Origin of the sequence: Hymenobacter sp. BT18, assembly GCF_012273015.1 — a bacterium.
Classification (GTDB): Bacteria; Bacteroidota; Bacteroidia; order Cytophagales; family Hymenobacteraceae; genus Hymenobacter; species Hymenobacter lutimineralis.
The window spans coordinates 1,157,286-1,174,794 of record NZ_CP050954.1 but is presented as its reverse complement, the minus strand read 5'-3'; the positions used below and the strand labels follow the sequence as shown (position 1 = coordinate 1,174,794).

Genomic DNA, 17,509 nt, shown 5'->3' with positions numbered 1-17,509 from the left:
GACAGGCTTTACAGGCTGGCAATGTCGATGACGAAGCGGTAGCGCACGTCGCCTTTCACCATCCGCTCGTAGGCCTGATTGATGTCCTGGATGTTGATGAGCTCAATGTCGGACACGATGTTGTGCTCGGCGCAGAAGTTCAGCATTTCCTGGGTTTCGGCAATGCCGCCGATGGTGGAGCCGGATACGCTCATGCGGCCCGGAATCAGGGCGAAGGCCGGAATTTCCAGGGGCTTGGGTGGAGCGCCTACTAAGATGTGCGTGCCGCTGGTCTTGAGCAGGGATAGGTACAGCGGTATGTTGTGGTCGGCGGCTACCGTGTCGAGGATGAAGTCGAAGGAGCCTTGCACCGTCTTGAGCTGCTCCTCGTCGGATGTTACCACGAAATGGTGGGCACCGAGGGCTTTGGCGTCGGCTTCCTTGGCAGGTGAGGTGCTGAGTACGGTCACCTCGGCCCCGAAGGCCACGCCGAACTTCACGCCCATGTGGCCCAGGCCACCCAGGCCCACCACGGCCAGCTTATGGCCCTGGCCCACTTTCCAGTACTTCAGGGGCGAGTAGGTGGTGATGCCCGCGCAGAGCAAGGGAGCCACAGCTGCCAGATCGAGCTTTTCGGGCACGCTTACCACGAACTCCTCGCGCACTACGATGGTGTTGGAGTAGCCGCCGTAGGTCGGCACACCGTCGCGGCCGAGGTTGTTGTAGGTCTGGGTGTTGCCTTCCACGCAGTACTGCTCCAGGCCGTCCTTACAGTTGTAGCACACCTGGCAGGAGTCCACCATGCAGCCTACGCCGGCCAAGTCTCCTTGCTTGAACTTCTTAACATGGTCGCCGACTTGGGTGATGCGGCCCACGATTTCGTGGCCGGGCACCATGGGGAAGATGCCGGGAAACCATTCGTTGCGGATCTGGTGCAAATCGGAATGGCAGACCCCACAGAACAGGATTTCAATCTGTACGTCGTGGGCACCCACGTCGCGGCGCTCAAAGGTCCAAGGGGCGAGGTCGGTTTCGGGGCTTTGAGCCGCGTAGGCTTTCGTTTCAATCATGAGAAGGAGGTTTGGTTGAGCAGAACAGAAATGGGTAGAAGCAAAAATATAAGCCTCAGAAAAACCTTGTGTCATGCTGAGCGGAGCCGAGGCATTTCTACCGCTTCGTTATAATGGTTGTTCAACGAAGCAGTAGAGATGCTTCGGCTGTGCTCAGCATGACGTTCATCTTGAGAACTTGCTTAACGCTCGAAGCGGTACTTGAGCCACACCACGTCGTTATCGAGCCGCTGTACCTGGGTGAGGTACAAGTGGGTGGCGGGGCCCTTGGTCAGGTACTCACTGACTTCAAAGGTAGTCGGCGACTTGGGCGTACCATCGGCCAGGGGCAGCACCAGCAGGCTGAGCGCGTCGATGAGGCCCGCGTTGAGCAAGGAGCCGTTCAGGTGGCCGCCGCCTTCGAGCATCAGCGTCTGGATGGGAAACAGCGCGGCCAGCTGCTCCAACACCGAGGCAAAGTCAACTTCCGATTTCCCGGCAAACAGGTAGGAAATCTGCTTTTGCTGCAGGTAGTAAAGGTACTCGTCGCTTACCTGTTCGGTCAGCACCTCGATGATATGGTCGCCGCCGGTTTCGTTGGTATCCCAGCCCAGCTTGCCGTGGGCGTCGACGGCAACGGCGAAGGACCTGGCATTTTTATTCCCGATGAACGGTTCCCGGGCAATGGGCTGGGGTGGGGCCTGGAGCTCGGGTTGGACGCCGCCCGTGAAGTCCCGTTCCATGGTGATGCGCCCGCACATCCAGGCCTGGCTGGTAAACGTGTCGTGGTATTTCTCGAAGTAGCCGGCAAAAGTGTCGTAAATGTCTTCGTCCTGCCAGTTGCTGGACAGGATTTTTCCATCCACCGACGACATCATGTGGCAAATTACATGGGGTCTTTTCATAGCGGGCTTATACGGTTACGGGGGCCGTCCGACTGTCCCTGGCTTTGTGGTAGCCAAGTGCTCAGGCACGTTCCGGAGCCAGTAGAAAATACCAGCGCCGGGCCAGCCGGGCTAAATTCCTACCGCAATGCCCACTACAATAGCTACCACCGCCAACGCCAGCAGCGCCAGGTACAGCGGCAGCACAAACCGCCACCACTGGTCGAAGCGCACCCCGCAGCCGGCTACAATGGCCACCAGGGCGCCGTTGGTGGGCGTAATTAGCTCACAGAGGCCGGCGCCGTACTGGTAGGCTAGCACCGTTACCTGGCGCGAAAGGCCGATGAGGTCGGAGAGGGGCACCAGCAGGGGCATGGTAAGCACGGCCTGCCCGCTCACGCTGGGCACCGGCAGGTGCAAAGCCGTGTGCACCCCTACCATACCCAGCGCCGACAGCGCCACGGGAAGCCCCGCCAGCGGCGCCGACATGGCGTTGACGATGGTATCCACAATCTGGCCCTGCTCCAGCACCACGAAAATGGCCCGGGCAAAGCCAATGAGCATGGCCGAAAACGCCATGTCGCGGAAGCCAACGATAAACGACTCGGCGGTGCCCGTCAGGCCCAGGCCGCCAATGAGGCCCGCTGCTACGCCCAGCGCGAAGAACAGCGCCGCCATCTGCTCAAACTCCCAACCCAGCTTCAGTACTCCGTAGGCAAAAAAGGCAAACGTGACGAACAACAATGCCAGCACGATGCCGTGTCGCCCCCCCTGCCCGCTGGTTTCGGCATCGGCATCAGCTTCCGGAGCTACGCGGTGGCGCAACGCAAAGCGCACGGTGCCTCCAATCCAGATAGCCAAGGCCAAAGCCAGAAAAAGTAGCCGGAACCCGCCGCCCGACAGTAGCGGCAATTGGGCCAGCTTCTGGGCAATGCCTACCTGAAAAGGGTTGAGGGGGCTAAACGCTGCACCCACGGCCGCCGAGCCAATGCTCACGGCAGCAGCCGTGATGGCGGGGTAGCCGATGCGCCGCATCAGAACCAGCAAAACCGGAATGAGCGGCACTATTTCCTCCTGCATGTTTTCCAGGGCGCCCATGGTGGCAAACAGCACCGAGATGATGGGAATAACCACCGCCTCCCGCCCCCGGAACTTGGCCAGCAGCCAGTCGACGCCCCGGCGCAGGGCCCCGGTGTGGTCGACCACGGTGAAAGCGCCGCCGGCCAGAAACACCAGGAAGATGACGGAAGCGGCCTCGCCCAGACCTCTCGGGATGTCTACTATCGCCTGCAGCGGGCTCACGGGCGTGGGCGGCACGCGGTGGTAGGAGCCAGGCACCACAATATCGCGGCCGGTGGCGGCGTCGGCGTGGCGCTCAAACACGCCGGCGGGCAAGAGGTAGCTTAGCAGGCAGGCCAGCAGAATAAAGCCGGTGAGCAGCACCAGCGGGTGCGGAAAGCGCAGGGTTTTCATCCGGCGAAAGTACGCGTTGTGGCTAATAGCTGCTGATCTATATAGTTGCGGGAGCTGCCGGGCGCGTTGTATCTTCGATGCCTGAGCAATGCCGCCGATGGACCTACACACCTTTAAACAACTCCACCAGACCGAGCAGGGAATCCGGCTGGCGCAGGCCGGGCACCACCTGGCCGACCGCGCCGAGCACGGCTGCCGGCTGCAGCTGTTTGCTTTCGGCGACTTCTACGCCGAGGTGTGGCGCTTAGTGGGGGAGGAGCGGGTGCTGTTCATCAACCCCTTTCAGAACCCGGCCCAGCTCCAGCCCTGGTTGGAAGCCGTGCAGCTGCCCGGGGAGTGGGCGTAGCGGCCTTCCGGGCCGGCTCAACATATTTACTACTTTTGGCCCCCGCCAACTTCGGCCCCTTTTAGTTTGCCTGCCTGGTGAAATTCCTGCTGCTCTTATGCGTGATGGTGGTGTGCTGCGTGGCTTCGGGCCGGGCCAGCACGGGCACTACCGACAGCCTGCTCACGGAGCTGAATACCGCGCTGGCGCATAAGCAGCAGTACGACGCGCAGCGCTGGACCCGTATTGCGGCCCTCACCACGGCCTTCCGGGCCAGCAAGGGCAGCGACGCGGCGAAGTTCGACCTGGGCTTGCGCATCTACGACGAATACAAGGCCTTTAAGTACGACTCGGCCTTCGTCTACAGCCAGAAGATCATGCAGGTAGCGGAGCACTTGCGTGACCCCGGCAAAATTGAAGTGGCCAAGCTCAGGCTGGCCTTCATCCTGCTCTCCTCGGGCATGTTCAAGGAAACCTTCGAAACGCTGGCAACCATTAAGCCCGGCCGGCTGAGCAACGCCGATAAAGTGGACTTCTACTTCCTGCAGGCCCGCGCCTACAGCGACCTGGGCGACTTCAACCAGGATGCCGTGTACCGGCCCGCTTACTACGTCAAGGCCCTGGCTTATACCGATACGGCCCTGCAGTACAGCCGTCCCGGCTCCTACGAACAGCTCTCGATGCGGCAGTTTCTGGCTTTGAAAAACAACCGCCTGGCCGAGGGTACGAGGCTCTACGAGCAGATCCGGCGGCTGCCGCAGCTGTCCTTGCACCAGCTGGCGGTGAGTGCCAGCACCGCGGCCCACATGGCTTTCGTGGGTAAGCAGGAAGACAAAGCCTTCGAGCTGCTGCTGGTATCGGCCATTGCCGACGTAAAAACCGCCACCAAGGAAACGGTAGCCATCTTCCAGCTTTCTGACTACTGCTACCGGCGCGGCAACCTGGAAAACGCCTACACGTTCATCCGGGAAGCGCGGGCGCAAGCCACGTTTTATAAGGCGCGGCAGCGGCAGATTGAAATAAGCCACATTTCTTCCCTCATTGAAGGGCAGAAAATCAATATCATCGAAAACCAGCGCAAGTCGCTGAAAACGTACTCCACGGTCGTCACGCTGCTGGCCTTGTTTGTGGTGGGTTTCCTGTTCATCATCTTCAAGCAGCTGCGCCGCCTGCAAAAGGCCGACAAGCTGATTTCGTTGACCAATCGGGAGCTGCGCACCCGCAACCACGAGCTGCACCAGCTGAACAACGGCCTGAACGAGGCCAACAAGATCAAGGAGGAATACATTGCCTACTACTTCCACAATAACTCCCAGTACATTGACAAGCTGGAGTCGCTGAAGAAGACGCTTGACACGCAGCTCGGCAACAAGCAGTACACCGCCGTGCAAAAGCTGACCGACGGTATCAACATCAAGAAGGAGCGCAACGACCTGTTCAAGGGCTTCGACACCGTCTTCCTGCGGCTGTTCCCCAACTTCATCAGCCAGTTCAATGCCTTGTTCAGGCCCGAAGATCAGGTACAGCTCGCCGAGGACCAGCTGCTGACGACGGAGCTGCGCATTTTCGCCCTCATCCGCCTAGGCATCAGCGACAGTGAGCAGATCAGCCGGATGCTGGGCTACTCTATCAATACTATCTATACCTACAAGACGCGGGTGAAAAACCGCTCCCTGGTACCCAACGAGGAGTTCGAGGCGCGCATCCAGGCCATTCAGGCGGTGTAGCCAGGCCTGGCCATTGCGCCACGGCCGAGTTACCTACTAACCACAAGACGACAAATGAACTATCAAGCCCCGCAGGGCTTGTGGGTGTTGGGCTTGCTTACGCCACACCCAGCCGCCCAGTGCAAGGCTGGGTGCGGGAAAGGGGAATGGAAGTGAGTACGTACTTAGGGCACAATTAATGCGCCTTGCGGCGCTACTATCCAGCTGATCAACACCCGGGGTTCCGGGAAATAAACTCCCAAAGCAGCAATACTACGTTCATATTTGAGTTGCGAAACAGGGAGTTAAATTACTGTAAATAAGCGTGTTGAAGATTAGATGTGGCTATATTTTCTTGATTGAAGTTTGACAAATTTTAGTTGAGTACCGAGGGGCATTGCTTTGTGTCGTTCCTGTTGCCAGAGGCTGCCGCAAACGTTTGTTGCTGTGGGTAGTGCTGGGCAGGCAACGTAATCCGCAGGTTCTGCTAGCCCCTTACTCGTATGCCCGTACTCCTACCATTTCCCCCCATTCCCCGGAAGTTTACCAGCGTCCTGCTCGCGCCGGCCCTGGGTCTGCTGGCGGCCGGCACTGCTCTGGCCACGCCGGCGCTGCCCGCTCTTGTAGCCGGCGCCAGTCTTCGTTACCCCACCGTGCTGGTGCGCCTGGCCCCCGTAGTGGTGGGCTCGGTGAGTGGCCGTATCGTGGATGAGAAAGGGCAGGGCCTGCCCGGCGTTACGGTGCTGGTAGAAGGTACCTCCCTGGGCAACTCCACCAACGCCGACGGGCAGTTCAACATCGACAATGTGCCCGACGGGCCGCACGTGCTGGTGATATCCTTCGTGGGCTATAATACCCAGCGCCTGCCCTTTACGGCGGCCCCCGGCCAGAACGCGGTGCTGAACGCCACGCTGGCCGAAAATACCACCCTGCTGAACGAAGCCGTGGTGGTAGGCTACGGCACTACCCGCCGCCAGGATTTGACCGGCGCCGTAACGACCGTATCGGCCAAGGACTTTGTGAAAGGCCAGGTGACCGCGCCCGAGCAATTGGTGCAGGGCAAGGTGGCTGGGGTGCAAATTACCACCGGCGGCGGGGCCCCCGGCGAGGTGAGCACCATCCGGGTGCGGGGGGGCTCTTCCCTCAACGCCAGCAACGACCCGCTCATCGTTATCGACGGGGTGCCGGTGGATAACCAGGGCATCAACGGGGCCGGCAATCCACTGGCGCTGGTGAATCCCAATGATATTGAGACGTTTACCATTTTGAAAGACGCCTCCGCCACGGCCATCTACGGCTCGCGGGCGGCCAACGGGGTTATCCTCATCACCACCAAAAAAGGCCTGGAAGGGGAGAAAACCCGCGTCAACGTCAGCTCACTGGTGACGCGCGCCGAGAACTACGGCAAAGTAGACGTGCTGAGCGGCGACGCCTACCGCACGCTGCTCAACAACGCCGTCGCTCAGGGCATTATCCCGCCCAACAACACGGCCTACCTGGGCACGGCCAACACCGACTGGCAGGATGCTATCTACCAAACCGCCTGGACGACCGACAACAACGTGAGCGTGACCGGTAGCCTGAATCGCCTGCCCTACCGGGTGTCGGTGGGCTACCTCGACCAGGATGGCACCCTTAGAACCGGCAACCTGAAGCGCAACTCGGCTTCTGTGGGGTTGTCGCCGAAGCTGCTGGACAATCATTTGCGCATCGACCTCAACTTCAAGGGCACCTGGGCCGACTACCGCTTCGCCGACCAGGGCGCCATTGGCGCGGCGGCGCGCTTCAACCCTACGCAGCCCATCTACGTGAACGACGGCACGGGCTTCAACAGCTACTTTGAGTGGCGCGACGGGGCTATTCCGAACCCGCTGACCGACCGTAACCCGGTGGCGCTGCTCAACGACAAGCGCGACCGGAGCACCGTGCTGCGCAGCATCGGCAACGTGCAGTTCGACTACTCCCTGCACTTCCTGCCCGAGCTGCACGCCAACCTGAACCTGGGCTACGACCGGTCGCGCAGCTCAGGGACGGTATTTATCGGGGCGGAGTCGCCGGTGGCGTACTCCACGCAGGGCCTGAACAACTCCTACCGCCAGGAAAAAAACAATGAGCTCCTGGAAGCCTTCCTCAACTACACCAAGCAGCTGGGCAACCATCGGGTGGAGGCCCTGGCCGGCTACTCGTACCAGGATTTCTATACCTACGCGCCGTTCCGGTTCAGCTACAAGGCCGACGGCAGCCGCATCAACCCGCTGGAGCCCGCTCAGAACCCCTTCAAGACGCAGTACACCCTGCTCTCGTACTACGGCCGGGCCAACTACAACTTCAAGGACAAATACCTAGTGACGGGCACCTTGCGGGCCGATGCCTCCTCGCGCTTCAGCCCCGACAACCGCTGGGGCTACTTTCCGGCCGCTTCGGTGGCCTGGCGCATCAACCAGGAGGAGTTCCTGAAAGAGACGACCGTAATTTCGGACCTGAAGCTGCGCCTGAGCTTCGGCAGCACGGGCCAGCAGGACGTGTACAACGTGGCCGGCAACTACCCTTACCTGGCCAGCTACAACCTCAGCTCCCCGGTGGTCAGCCAGATCATTGGCACCGATACTGTACGCACCCTCAAGCCGGCCGCTTACGACGCCAACCTGCGCTGGGAAAAAACCCGGACGTATGACGTGGGCCTGGATTTCGGCTTCCTGAACAACCGCCTGACGGGTACCGTGGATGCGTACCTGCGCCAGACCGACGACCTGCTGGCCGTGATTCCGGTGCCGGCCGGTAGCAACCTGTCCAACACCCTGCTCACCAACATTGGCAGCCTGGAAAACCGCGGGGTGGAGCTGGCCCTGAATTACGACGTGCTGCGCGGCGAGAAGCTGAACTGGACGGTGAACTTTAATGCGACCATGAACCGGGGCAAGATTACCCGCCTCTCGCAGGTAGTTGACCCCAACTACCTGGGCACGCCCACGGGCAATGTGGGCAACTTCCAGTTTGTGCAGGTGAATGCGGTGGGCTACGCCCCCAATACCTTCTTCCTGTACGAGCAGAAGTACGACGAAAACGGCCGGCCCCTGCAAGGCCCCACCGCCAGCCTCAGCACCGACCAGTACGTGGACCAGGACGGTAACGGCACCATCAATGAGCGCGACAAGGTGTACGGCAAGAATCCCGCTCCGAAAGCCATTCTGGGCTTTAGCTCGAGCCTGAGCTACGGCAAAGCCAGCCTGGACTTTACGGTGCGCTCCAACATCGGGGGCTACGTGTACAACAACGTAGCCAGTGGCCAGAACAACTACTACGGCCTGAACACGACGCTCAACTATTCGGCCAACGTGGTGCCCGCCATCTACGCAACCGGGTTCCGCAACGGTCAGCCTTTCAGCGACATCAACCTGGAAGATGGGTCGTTTGTGCGCCTGCAGAACGTGACGCTGGGCTACGACTTCGGCAGCCTGCTGAAAGCCGGCACCAGCCTGCGCCTTACCCTGGCGGGCCAGAACCTGCTGCTGCTCACCCGCTACTCGGGCCTCGACCCCGAGCGCGCCACCGGCATCGACAGCAACTTCTACCCGCTGCCCCGTACCCTCACCGCCGGCATCAACCTGGGTTTTTAAGCCAATGAACGAATGGGCAGATAACGGTAGGAGTGAATGACCCACGAGTCCTCCATCACTGCTGCCGGTATTCTACCATTCACTCATGCACCCCTTCGCTCATTTACTCATCGCCTTTTCATGAACTTCCATCGCATTCTGCGCCGCAACGCCTTCACCCTGGCCGCGGCCGCCGCGCTACTCACCGGGGGCCTCACGGCCTGCAATAAAGACCTCGACCGGGAGCCGTTCTACGACCTGAACACCGAGTCGGTGTACAAGGACCCGGCCAACCACCTGCAGGTGCTGGCCAAGTGCTACGCCGGCTTCAACCTATCGGGCAACCCCGGCAGCCCCGACGTATTTGCCGGCCAGGGCAAGGATGAGGGCGAAACCTCGTACCTGCGCGCCTACTGGTACCTGCAGGAGTTGGTAGCCGACCAGGCCGTGGTGGCTTGGAACAGCCCCCCGCTCCAGGAGCTGAATACCACCAGCTGGACCAGCAGCAACGACCTGATCAACAACAGCTACACCCGGATTTTCTACGAAGTGGCGCTGTGCAACGAGTTTATCCGCGAAACCAGCGACGACAAGCTCAGCCGCCGCGGCATTGTGGGCCTCGATGCCGAAAATGCGCGCCGTTACCGGGCCGAAGCCCGCTTCCTGCGCGCCCTGGCTTACTACCACGCCATCGACCTGTACGGCAACGTGCCCTTCGTGACCGAGGCCGACGCGCCCAGCAAGAACCTGCCCAAGCAAACCACCCGCGCAGCGCTGTTTGCCTACGTGGAGTCTGAGCTGAAAGCTATTGAAACCGCGCTGCTGCCCGCCCACACGGCCCCCTACGGCCGCGCCGACCAGGGTGCTGCCTGGGCCCTGCTGGCCAAGCTCTACCTGAATGCCCAGGTGTATACCGGCACTGCGCGCTATACCGACTGCCTCACGTACTGCAATAACATCCTGAAGGCTAACTACGCACTGGCCCCCGAGTACCGGCTACTCTTTCTGGCCGACAACAACGTGACGTCCGCCTCGGAAATCATTTTTCCCCTCACCAGCGACGGGGTGGCCTCGCAGGGCTACGGTGGCACTACCTACCTGACCCACGCGGCCGTAGGCGGCCAGATGCTCACCAGCGGCTTTGGCATTAACAGCGGCTGGGCCGGCAACCGCACCCGCAAAAACCTGCCGCTGCTGTTTCCCGCCACCGGCAGTGACTTCGATACCCGCGCCATGTTCTTTACCTCGGGCCAGACGCTGGAAATCAACGACCTGACTATCTTCACGGAGGGCTACGGCGTGACGAAGTGGCGGAACAAGACCTCCACCGGAGCCAACGGCAACGACCCACAGCTCATCTTCGTGGACACCGACTTCCCCTTGCTTCGCCTTGGCGACGTGTACCTGATGTACGCCGAAGCCGTGCTGCGCGGCGGCCAGGGCGGGACCCAGGCCCAGGCTCTGGACTACGTGAATGCCCTGCGCGACCGGGCCTACGGCAATACCAACGGCCGGATCACCCTGGCCCAGCTCACGGCCCCCGACTTTATTCTGGAAGAGCGCGGCCGCGAGCTGTACTGGGAGGCTACCCGCCGCACCGACCTCGTGCGCTTCGGCAAGTTCACAACCGGCTACAACTGGCCCTTCAAAGGCTACGCCGGCTCGGGCGACGACAAGCAGGGCCACGATGTGCCCGCCTACCGCAACCTCTACCCGCTGCCTTCTACCGACCTGGTAGCCAACCCAACGCTCAAGCAGAACGACGGCTACAATTAAACAGCCCACCGGGCCGCCCTGGCCCGGCAGTGGGCAACCAGCCAGGTTACTAATGCGGCATGGGCCCTGGCGCTGCTCTTGCGTCAGGGCCCGGTGGCCCCACTTACCGGGCTGCCCTGGGCCGTTGCTGGTTGCCGGAATACTCCTGATGGCGGCCGACACACTTGGGCCCAGCGCCGGTGGGGGAGGGTCCTTGCCTGCTCCGCGGCCCGCGGCACTCACTCACCTATCCTTTCTTCTCACCCGCTCCTTCGTCATGAAAAAAACACTTACCTTGGCATTGATTAGCACCCTGGCTGGCGCCACCAGCGCCCAGGCCCAGATTACGTTGGATGGCATCATCAACGCCAACGAAATAGGAGCCACCGGCGGCAAATACACGTCCCTGGGGGCCTTTACTACGCCGCACGTTGCTGGGGCCGGCTTCGGCAATGCGGGCCTGCTGCGCATGTACGGGGCTAACACTGCCACCAAGCTCTACATCGGGCTGGCCGGCACCCTGGAAGCCAGTGGCAATAACTTTCAGCTCTACCTGGATTTGCCGAACCGAACCGGGGTGCCCGTGGGCACGGCCCTACCGGCTATTGCGGGCACGACCACAGTATTTGGCACCTTCGCGGGCGGGGGCATTGGCGGCACCAAAATGGAGATGGAAACCGACGTGGCCATTGCCGCCACCGGCACCAACGACGTGCAGGCCGCCATCTACACGGCCACCACGGGCATGGCCAAGTCCCTGGGCGACGGGCTGAGCGCACCCGTCAACCCCGGCGGCTCGGCCAACACGTTGCCGGCCTCGGCCACGACTGGTGCTTACAGCCTGTTTGCGGGCACCCGGGTAGCCTATCTGGCCCCGACCACGCCCACCGGCGACATTACCAGCAACCCCGGCAATGCCACCGAAGGGGGCGCGGGTTCCTATGGACTCGAATATGAGTTCGACAATGCCGCCCTGGGCCTGCCCTCGGGGGCTTCGGTAGTGCACGCTATGGCCGCTTACGTGAGCGGGGACGGCTACTGGTCGTCGGATGTAATTCCGGAAATTCCCGGCAATGGCAACAACAACCTCGGCTTCAGCCCCGACTTTACGGCCCTGGCCGGCACCCAGGCGGCAGCCCTTAACCTGGTGGTGACCAGCAGCCGCAAGGCCGAAGAAGCGGTGGTGGCCATGAGCGTGTTTCCGAACCCTGCGCAGGGAAAATCAACTATTGCCTACCGGGTGCTTGATAAGGCGCAAGCTGTATCGGTGCGCGTGACGGATTTGCTGGGCCGCGAGGTGCGGACCCTGCTGGCAGCCCGCCAGTCGGCCGGCTTCCACGAACTGAGTGTAGCCACGGGCGACCTGGCGGTGGGTGCATACCTGGTGAAGGTCCAGGTAGGGGAAAAAATAGCGACCCGCCGCCTGGCCGTAACCCGCTAGTGCGGCTATACTTTTCCCGGGCCGGAAACTTGGGGAATGTTTCCGGCCCCTTGGGAAGGTCTGCCGCCCGCCCGCTGGCTGCTACCAACCAAATAACGTTTCGCCAGTCAGGTAGCAATAGGGCTGCCGGGCTGGTATTGAGTTGTTCACCATGCAAAATACCTTACTCGCGGCCTGTCTTTTGGCACTGCCGCTGCTGGCGGGCGCCCAACCGGGGCTGGCGCAAAAAGCCGGCCCCCCGGCCGTCTACCACGACCCGGCCCCGTACGGCAAGCCCTTTCGGGGCGTGCCCGACAGTCCGGACGCCACTATCTACCAGGTAAACATGCGCGGGTTCAGCCGGGCGGGCGACTTTCAAAGCGTCACGGCCCGGCTTGATTCGGTTAAGGCCCTGGGTGTAAACGTGGTGTATCTGATGCCCATTTTCCCGATTGGGAAGCTCAAGGCCGTGGACTCGCCCTTCGCCGTGCGCGACTACACCAGCGTGAATCCTGAGTTTGGGACGCTCACGGATTTGCGCATGCTGATAGACGCCGCCCACGCCCGCGGCTTGGCCGTGATGCTGGACTGGGTGGGCAACCACACCAGCTGGGACCACGCCTGGACCCAGCAGCACCCCGACTGGTACGTGCACGATGACGCGGGCAACCTCGTCAACCCCATTCCCGAGTGGAAGGACATTGTTCAGCTGGACTTCCAGAACGCCCAATTGCGCTCCGCCATGATTCAGGCCATGCGCTACTGGGTGTTCCAGGCCAACGTCGACGGTTTCCGGTTTGATTACGCCGATGGGCCCACGTTCGAGTTTTTCCAGGAAGCCAGCCAGAGCCTCACCTCCATCCGGGGGCGCAAGGTGCTGCTGCTGGCCGAGGGCGACAAGAAAAAACACTTCTTCCGGGCCGGCTTCCCGCTGTGCTACGACTTTGGCTTTATCAATGTGCTAAAGCATGAAATCTTTGCCCAGGGCAAAAGCGTGAAGCTGCTCGACTCCCTGAACGCGGCCGTGTACCGCAACGCCCCGCCCGCGGCGCGCATGGTGCGCTACGTGTCCAACCACGACCTGAACGCCTGGGAAGGCACCCCGCAGGAGTTTTTTGGCGGCCTTCAAGGGGCAATGGCGGCCTTCGTGACGGCAGCCTACATGCAGGCCGTGCCCATGATTTACAACGGGCAGGAAGTGGGCTACGGCCAGCGGGTGCCGTTCATGGGCGCGCGCCAGCCCATCGACTGGACGCCCAACCCCGCGCTGACGGCCGAGTACAAGCGCCTCATCAAATTCCGCAACGGCAGCAAGGCCCTGCGCCGCGGCGAGCTAACCTCCTACAGCACCGACGACGTGTGCGCCTTCACCAGAACGGCGGGTAAGGAGCAGGTGCTGGTGCTGGTCAACCTGCGCAGCTCTCCGAAACTCTTCTCCATTCCCGCCAGTTTGGCCGGTGCCGGCTGGCGCCACGCCTTTAGTGGGCAGCCCGCCGACGCAGCCCGCTCCCTTACCCTGGCGCCGTATCAGTATCTGGTGCTGCACAAATAGTTTGTCCGATATTCCGGGCGTGGGTGGGCTTTACACAACTCACGCGGTCGGAATTCTTGTTTAGATCATGCGAAAAGTACTGCTTCTTTGTTTGCTTACGGCCGGCCTCCGGGGGGCCGCTCAACCTACGGCTGCCCCACTCACGGCCCGCCTCGATAAGGTGAGTTTAACCTTTGCGCTCAGCCCCGCGGGGCAGCCCACGTACACGGTTTCCTACGGACAACGGGCCGTGATTACGCCTTCCCGCCTGGGCCTGGAGCTGGCCGGCACGCCGGGCTTCGATGGTCAGCTGCAGCTCATCGGCAGTGAGGTAAAGGACGCAGATGAGACCTGGCAGCCCGTGTGGGGCGAGGTGAAAAGCATCCGCAACCACTACCAGCAGCTCACGGTGCACCTGCGGCAGGCCCAGGCCCCCGGCCGGCAGCTGGATATCGTCTTCCGCGTATTTGCCGACGGCGTGGGCTTCCGCTACGAAGTACCCCGGCAAAAAGACCTCACCTATTTCACGGTGCAGGGAGAGAAAACGGAGTTCAACCTAACCGGCAACCACAAGGCGTTCTGGATTCCCGGGGACTACGACTCCAACGAATACACCTATACGACCTCGAAGCTAAGCGAAGTCAACAGCGCGGACATTACCCCGATTCAGGAAAAATCGGCGCCGAACCGGGTGCAGACTCCGCTCATGCTCAAGTCCGACGACGGGCTGTACGTGAACATCCACGAGGCCGCGCTGGTGAACTACCCGGCCCTGATGCTGAACGTGGACACCAAAACCTTCGGCCTCACCAGCCAGTTGGTGCCCTCGGCCACTGGGGCGGCGGCTTACCTGCAGGCGCCCGAGCACACGCCCTGGCGCACCGTGGTAGTGGCCGACAATGCCCCCGCCGTGCTGGCCTCCAAGCTCATTCTGAATTTGAACGAGCCTACCACGCTCGCCGAAACCAGCTGGATTAAGCCCCAGAAGTTTGTGGGCGTGTGGTGGGAGATGCACGTGAACAAGGCCAGCTGGAACTACTCCGATACCGGCAACCTCAAGCTGGCCTCCACCGACTGGAACGCGCTGAAGCCCAACGGCCGCCACGGCGCCAACACCGCCAACGTGAAGCGCTACATCGACTTTGCCGCCAAAAATGGTATTGAAGGCGTATTGGTGGAAGGCTGGAACGTGGGCTGGGAAGACTGGGCCAACAACTGGAAGGAAGAAGTATTCGACTTCGTGACGCCCTATCCCGATTTCAACGTGGCGGAGCTGCAGCAGTACGCCGCCGGCAAGGGCGTGAAGCTCATCATGCACCACGAAACCTCGGGCTCCGTGACCAACTACGAGCGGCGCCAGGACCAGGCCCTGCGCTTTATGAAGGAGCACGGCTACGACGCGGTGAAAACCGGCTACGTGGGCCGCATCATTCCGCGCGGGGAGCACCACGACGGGCAGTGGATGGTCAACCACTTCAACCGCACTGCCGAGAACATGGCCCAGCGGCAGATTATGGTAGACATGCACGAGTCGGTGCGCCCCACGGGCTTGCACCGCACCTACCCCAACTGGCTGGCTTCGGAAGCCGCCCGAGGCAACGAGTTTAACGCCTGGAGCACCGGCAACCCGCCCGAGCACGAAACCATCCTGCCGTTTACCCGCCTCATGGGCGGCCCCATGGACTACACGCCCGGCATTTTTCAGATCAAGCTGGAAGACTGGAACCCCGCCCAGAACAAAGGCCGCCAGGTGCACACCACCCTGGCCAAGCAGCTGGCCTTGTACGTAACCCTGTACTCGCCCCTGCAGATGGCCGCCGACCTGCCCGAAGCCTACGAAAAGCGCCCCGATGCCTTCCAGTTCATCAAAGACGTAGCCGTCGACTGGGACGATACGCGCATCCTGGCCGCCGAGCCCGGCGACTATATCACCACGGCCCGCAAAGCCAAGGGTAAGGAAGAGTGGTACGTAGGCGCTATCACCGACGAAAACGCCCGCGCCCAAACCCTGAAGCTGGATTTCCTGACGCCCGGCCAGCGCTACGAGGCGACCATCTACGCCGACGGGAAAGATGCCAGCTGGGACAAAAATCCCATGAGCTACCAGATCCGCAAGCAGAAAGTGGACAGCAAGTCGACCCTGAAGCTGCAGTTGGCGGCCGGGGGTGGTGCGGCTGTGAGCATCAAACCTGTCAGCCGTTGATCAACGTCATTCCAGGTTCCGCTCTGCATGACGCTCAGCGACGAACTATCGGCCGCCAGCCAAGCGTTCAGCAGGTTGCCCGATGGTAGCTGACCGCCGCCTTTCCCAAGTCTTCACAAACTCATTCGTATCGTATGTCCTTTTTCAACACCGCGCTCAAGTATAGCCTCGCCTGCCTGACGGCGGCCAGCCTGCTGGCCGGCTGTAAGCCCGAGTCGCCCGTAGCGCCGGCCCCCGTTGACCCGCCGCCCGCTACGGAAAAGCCCACCCAGTACGGCACCCCGTTCGCGGCCGTGCCCGACCGCCAGGATGCCGTGCTGTACCAGGTGAACATGCGCGCCTTCAGCCAGGCCGGGAACTTTGCCGGCGTCACGGCCCGCCTGGACTCCATCAAGGCCCTGGGAGTAAACGTGGTGTATTTGATGCCGATTTATCCGATAGGTCAGCTGCGGGGCGTGAACTCGCCCTACGCCGTGCGCGACTACACGGCCGTGAACCCGGAATTTGGTAGCCTGGACGACCTGCGCACTTTGGTAGACGCGGCCCACGCCCGTGGTCTGGCCGTGATGCTGGACTGGGTAGCCAACCACACCAGCTGGGATCATGCCTGGATTACGGCCCACCCCGACTGGTATTTGCAGAATGCGGCGGGCACCATTGTATCCCCCTCCAACAATGGCGTCACCTACAACGATGTTGCCCAGCTCAACTTCGCCAGCCAGCCCATGCGCCTGGAGATGATTGCGGCCATGAAATCGTGGGTGTACAAGGCCAACGTGGATGGCTACCGCTTTGACTACGCCGACTTCCAGTCCGTGGACTTCTGGAAGCAAGCCACGGATACCCTGCGCAACATTAAATCCCATAAGCTGCTGCTGCTGGCCGAGGGCACCCGGGCCGATAACTTCACGGTCGGCTTCGATATGAACTTTGGCTTCAGCTTCTACGGCGGCCTGTGGGACGTATACCGCCGGGGGCAGCCAGCCACCCGGTTTGACCAGCTCAACGCCACGGAATACCAGAAGGCCACCGGCACCCAGCAAGTGGTGCGCTACACCACCAACCACGACGTGAACGGCTCCGATGGCACGCCCGTGGCCCTGTTTGGCGGGGATGCGGGGGCCATGTCTGCCTTCGTCATTGCGTCCTACTACAAAGGAGTGCCCATGATCTACAACGGCCAGGAATCGGGGATGAGCACGGCTATTCCATTTCCCTTCACGTCGGTGAACGTCACCTGGGACACCCGCCCCGACGTGACCAAGGCCTATAAGCAGCTGCTGCGCGCCCGCGCCGCCAGCGCCGCCCTGCGCCACGGCACGCCTACCGCGTACAGCAGCGCCGACGTGTGCGCCTTCACCAAAACCGAAGGCAACGAACAAGCGCTGGTGCTGGTGAACGTGCGCAACCAAACCGTGCAGTACACGCTGCCGGCAGCCCTAGCCAACACCACCTGGACCGATGCCCTGCAAGGCGGCTCCCGGACGTTGGAAAGCACGGTTTCCCTGCTGCCCTACGGCTACCTCGTGCTCAAGAAGTAAGCCTGGTTTCCTATCGACAATGCCTCTGCTTCCCGAGCTATCCGGGA

11 protein-coding genes are annotated in these 17,509 nt (G+C 61.7%); 8 read left to right on the top strand and 3 right to left on the bottom strand.

All coding sequences use genetic code 11. The annotated features are described in order from the left end of the window. Nucleotides 1–8 precede the first annotated feature (8 nt). The 3 genes from HER32_RS04860 to HER32_RS04850 form a co-directional block, all read right to left on the bottom strand. The gene (locus HER32_RS04860) at nt 9–1,049 is read right to left on the bottom strand and encodes an NAD(P)-dependent alcohol dehydrogenase (RefSeq protein WP_168680952.1); all 1,041 of its coding nucleotides are present in this window, start codon (nt 1,047–1,049) and stop codon (nt 9–11) included. 182 nt (nt 1,050–1,231) lie between these two features. Continuing rightward, complete coding sequence (locus HER32_RS04855) at nt 1,232–1,933, bottom strand: RibD family protein (protein ID WP_168680950.1); 702 nt, start codon at nt 1,931–1,933, stop codon at nt 1,232–1,234. Between the two features lie 111 nt (nt 1,934–2,044). Beyond that, nucleotides 2,045–3,385, bottom strand: coding sequence for a YfcC family protein (locus tag HER32_RS04850; RefSeq protein WP_168680949.1), 1,341 nt, complete (start codon nt 3,383–3,385; stop codon nt 2,045–2,047). Between the two features lie 97 nt (nt 3,386–3,482). Here HER32_RS04850 and HER32_RS04845 point away from each other — a divergent pair, with 97 nt between their 5' ends. The 8 genes from HER32_RS04845 (at nt 3,483) to HER32_RS04810 (ending at nt 17,462) form a co-directional block, all read left to right on the top strand. Beyond that, complete coding sequence (locus HER32_RS04845; protein ID WP_149071908.1) at nt 3,483–3,731, top strand: hypothetical protein; 249 nt, start codon at nt 3,483–3,485, stop codon at nt 3,729–3,731. 77 nt (nt 3,732–3,808) lie between these two features. Continuing rightward, complete coding sequence (locus HER32_RS04840) at nt 3,809–5,437, top strand: DUF6377 domain-containing protein (protein ID WP_168680947.1); 1,629 nt, start codon at nt 3,809–3,811, stop codon at nt 5,435–5,437. Between the two features lie 482 nt (nt 5,438–5,919). Further along, complete coding sequence (locus HER32_RS04835) at nt 5,920–9,033, top strand: SusC/RagA family TonB-linked outer membrane protein (RefSeq protein WP_168680945.1); 3,114 nt, start codon at nt 5,920–5,922, stop codon at nt 9,031–9,033. 120 nt (nt 9,034–9,153) lie between these two features. Continuing rightward, the gene (locus HER32_RS04830) at nt 9,154–10,788 is read left to right on the top strand and encodes a RagB/SusD family nutrient uptake outer membrane protein (protein WP_168680943.1); all 1,635 of its coding nucleotides are present in this window, start codon (nt 9,154–9,156) and stop codon (nt 10,786–10,788) included. Between the two features lie 256 nt (nt 10,789–11,044). Further along, a complete protein-coding gene (locus HER32_RS04825) occupies nt 11,045–12,208 on the top strand; it encodes a T9SS type A sorting domain-containing protein (protein ID WP_168680941.1) in 1,164 nt (387 codons plus the stop codon). 151 nt (nt 12,209–12,359) lie between these two features. Further along, the gene (locus HER32_RS04820; RefSeq protein WP_168680939.1) at nt 12,360–13,739 is read left to right on the top strand and encodes an alpha-amylase family glycosyl hydrolase; all 1,380 of its coding nucleotides are present in this window, start codon (nt 12,360–12,362) and stop codon (nt 13,737–13,739) included. A 67-nt stretch (nt 13,740–13,806) separates the two neighbouring features. Continuing rightward, on the top strand, nt 13,807–15,921 hold the full coding sequence (locus HER32_RS04815) for a glycoside hydrolase family 97 protein (RefSeq protein ID WP_168680937.1): 2,115 nt from the start codon (nt 13,807–13,809) through the stop codon (nt 15,919–15,921). Nucleotides 15,922–16,055: 134 nt separating this feature from the next. Continuing rightward, nucleotides 16,056–17,462, top strand: coding sequence for an alpha-amylase family glycosyl hydrolase (locus HER32_RS04810; RefSeq protein ID WP_168680935.1), 1,407 nt, complete (start codon nt 16,056–16,058; stop codon nt 17,460–17,462). Nucleotides 17,463–17,509 lie beyond the last annotated feature (47 nt).

Coding starts and splice junctions, on each gene's coding strand:
- HER32_RS04860 (WP_168680952.1), bottom strand. CDS start 1,049: ATGATTGAAACGAAAGCCTACGCGGCTCAAAGCCCCGAAACCGACCTC.
- HER32_RS04855 (WP_168680950.1), bottom strand. CDS start 1,933: ATGAAAAGACCCCATGTAATTTGCCACATGATGTCGTCGGTGGATGGA.
- HER32_RS04850 (WP_168680949.1), bottom strand. CDS start 3,385: ATGAAAACCCTGCGCTTTCCGCACCCGCTGGTGCTGCTCACCGGCTTT.
- HER32_RS04845 (WP_149071908.1), top strand. CDS start 3,483: ATGGACCTACACACCTTTAAACAACTCCACCAGACCGAGCAGGGAATC.
- HER32_RS04835 (WP_168680945.1), top strand. CDS start 5,920: ATGCCCGTACTCCTACCATTTCCCCCCATTCCCCGGAAGTTTACCAGC.
- HER32_RS04830 (WP_168680943.1), top strand. CDS start 9,154: ATGAACTTCCATCGCATTCTGCGCCGCAACGCCTTCACCCTGGCCGCG.
- HER32_RS04825 (WP_168680941.1), top strand. CDS start 11,045: ATGAAAAAAACACTTACCTTGGCATTGATTAGCACCCTGGCTGGCGCC.
- HER32_RS04820 (WP_168680939.1), top strand. CDS start 12,360: ATGCAAAATACCTTACTCGCGGCCTGTCTTTTGGCACTGCCGCTGCTG.
- HER32_RS04815 (WP_168680937.1), top strand. CDS start 13,807: ATGCGAAAAGTACTGCTTCTTTGTTTGCTTACGGCCGGCCTCCGGGGG.
- HER32_RS04810 (WP_168680935.1), top strand. CDS start 16,056: ATGTCCTTTTTCAACACCGCGCTCAAGTATAGCCTCGCCTGCCTGACG.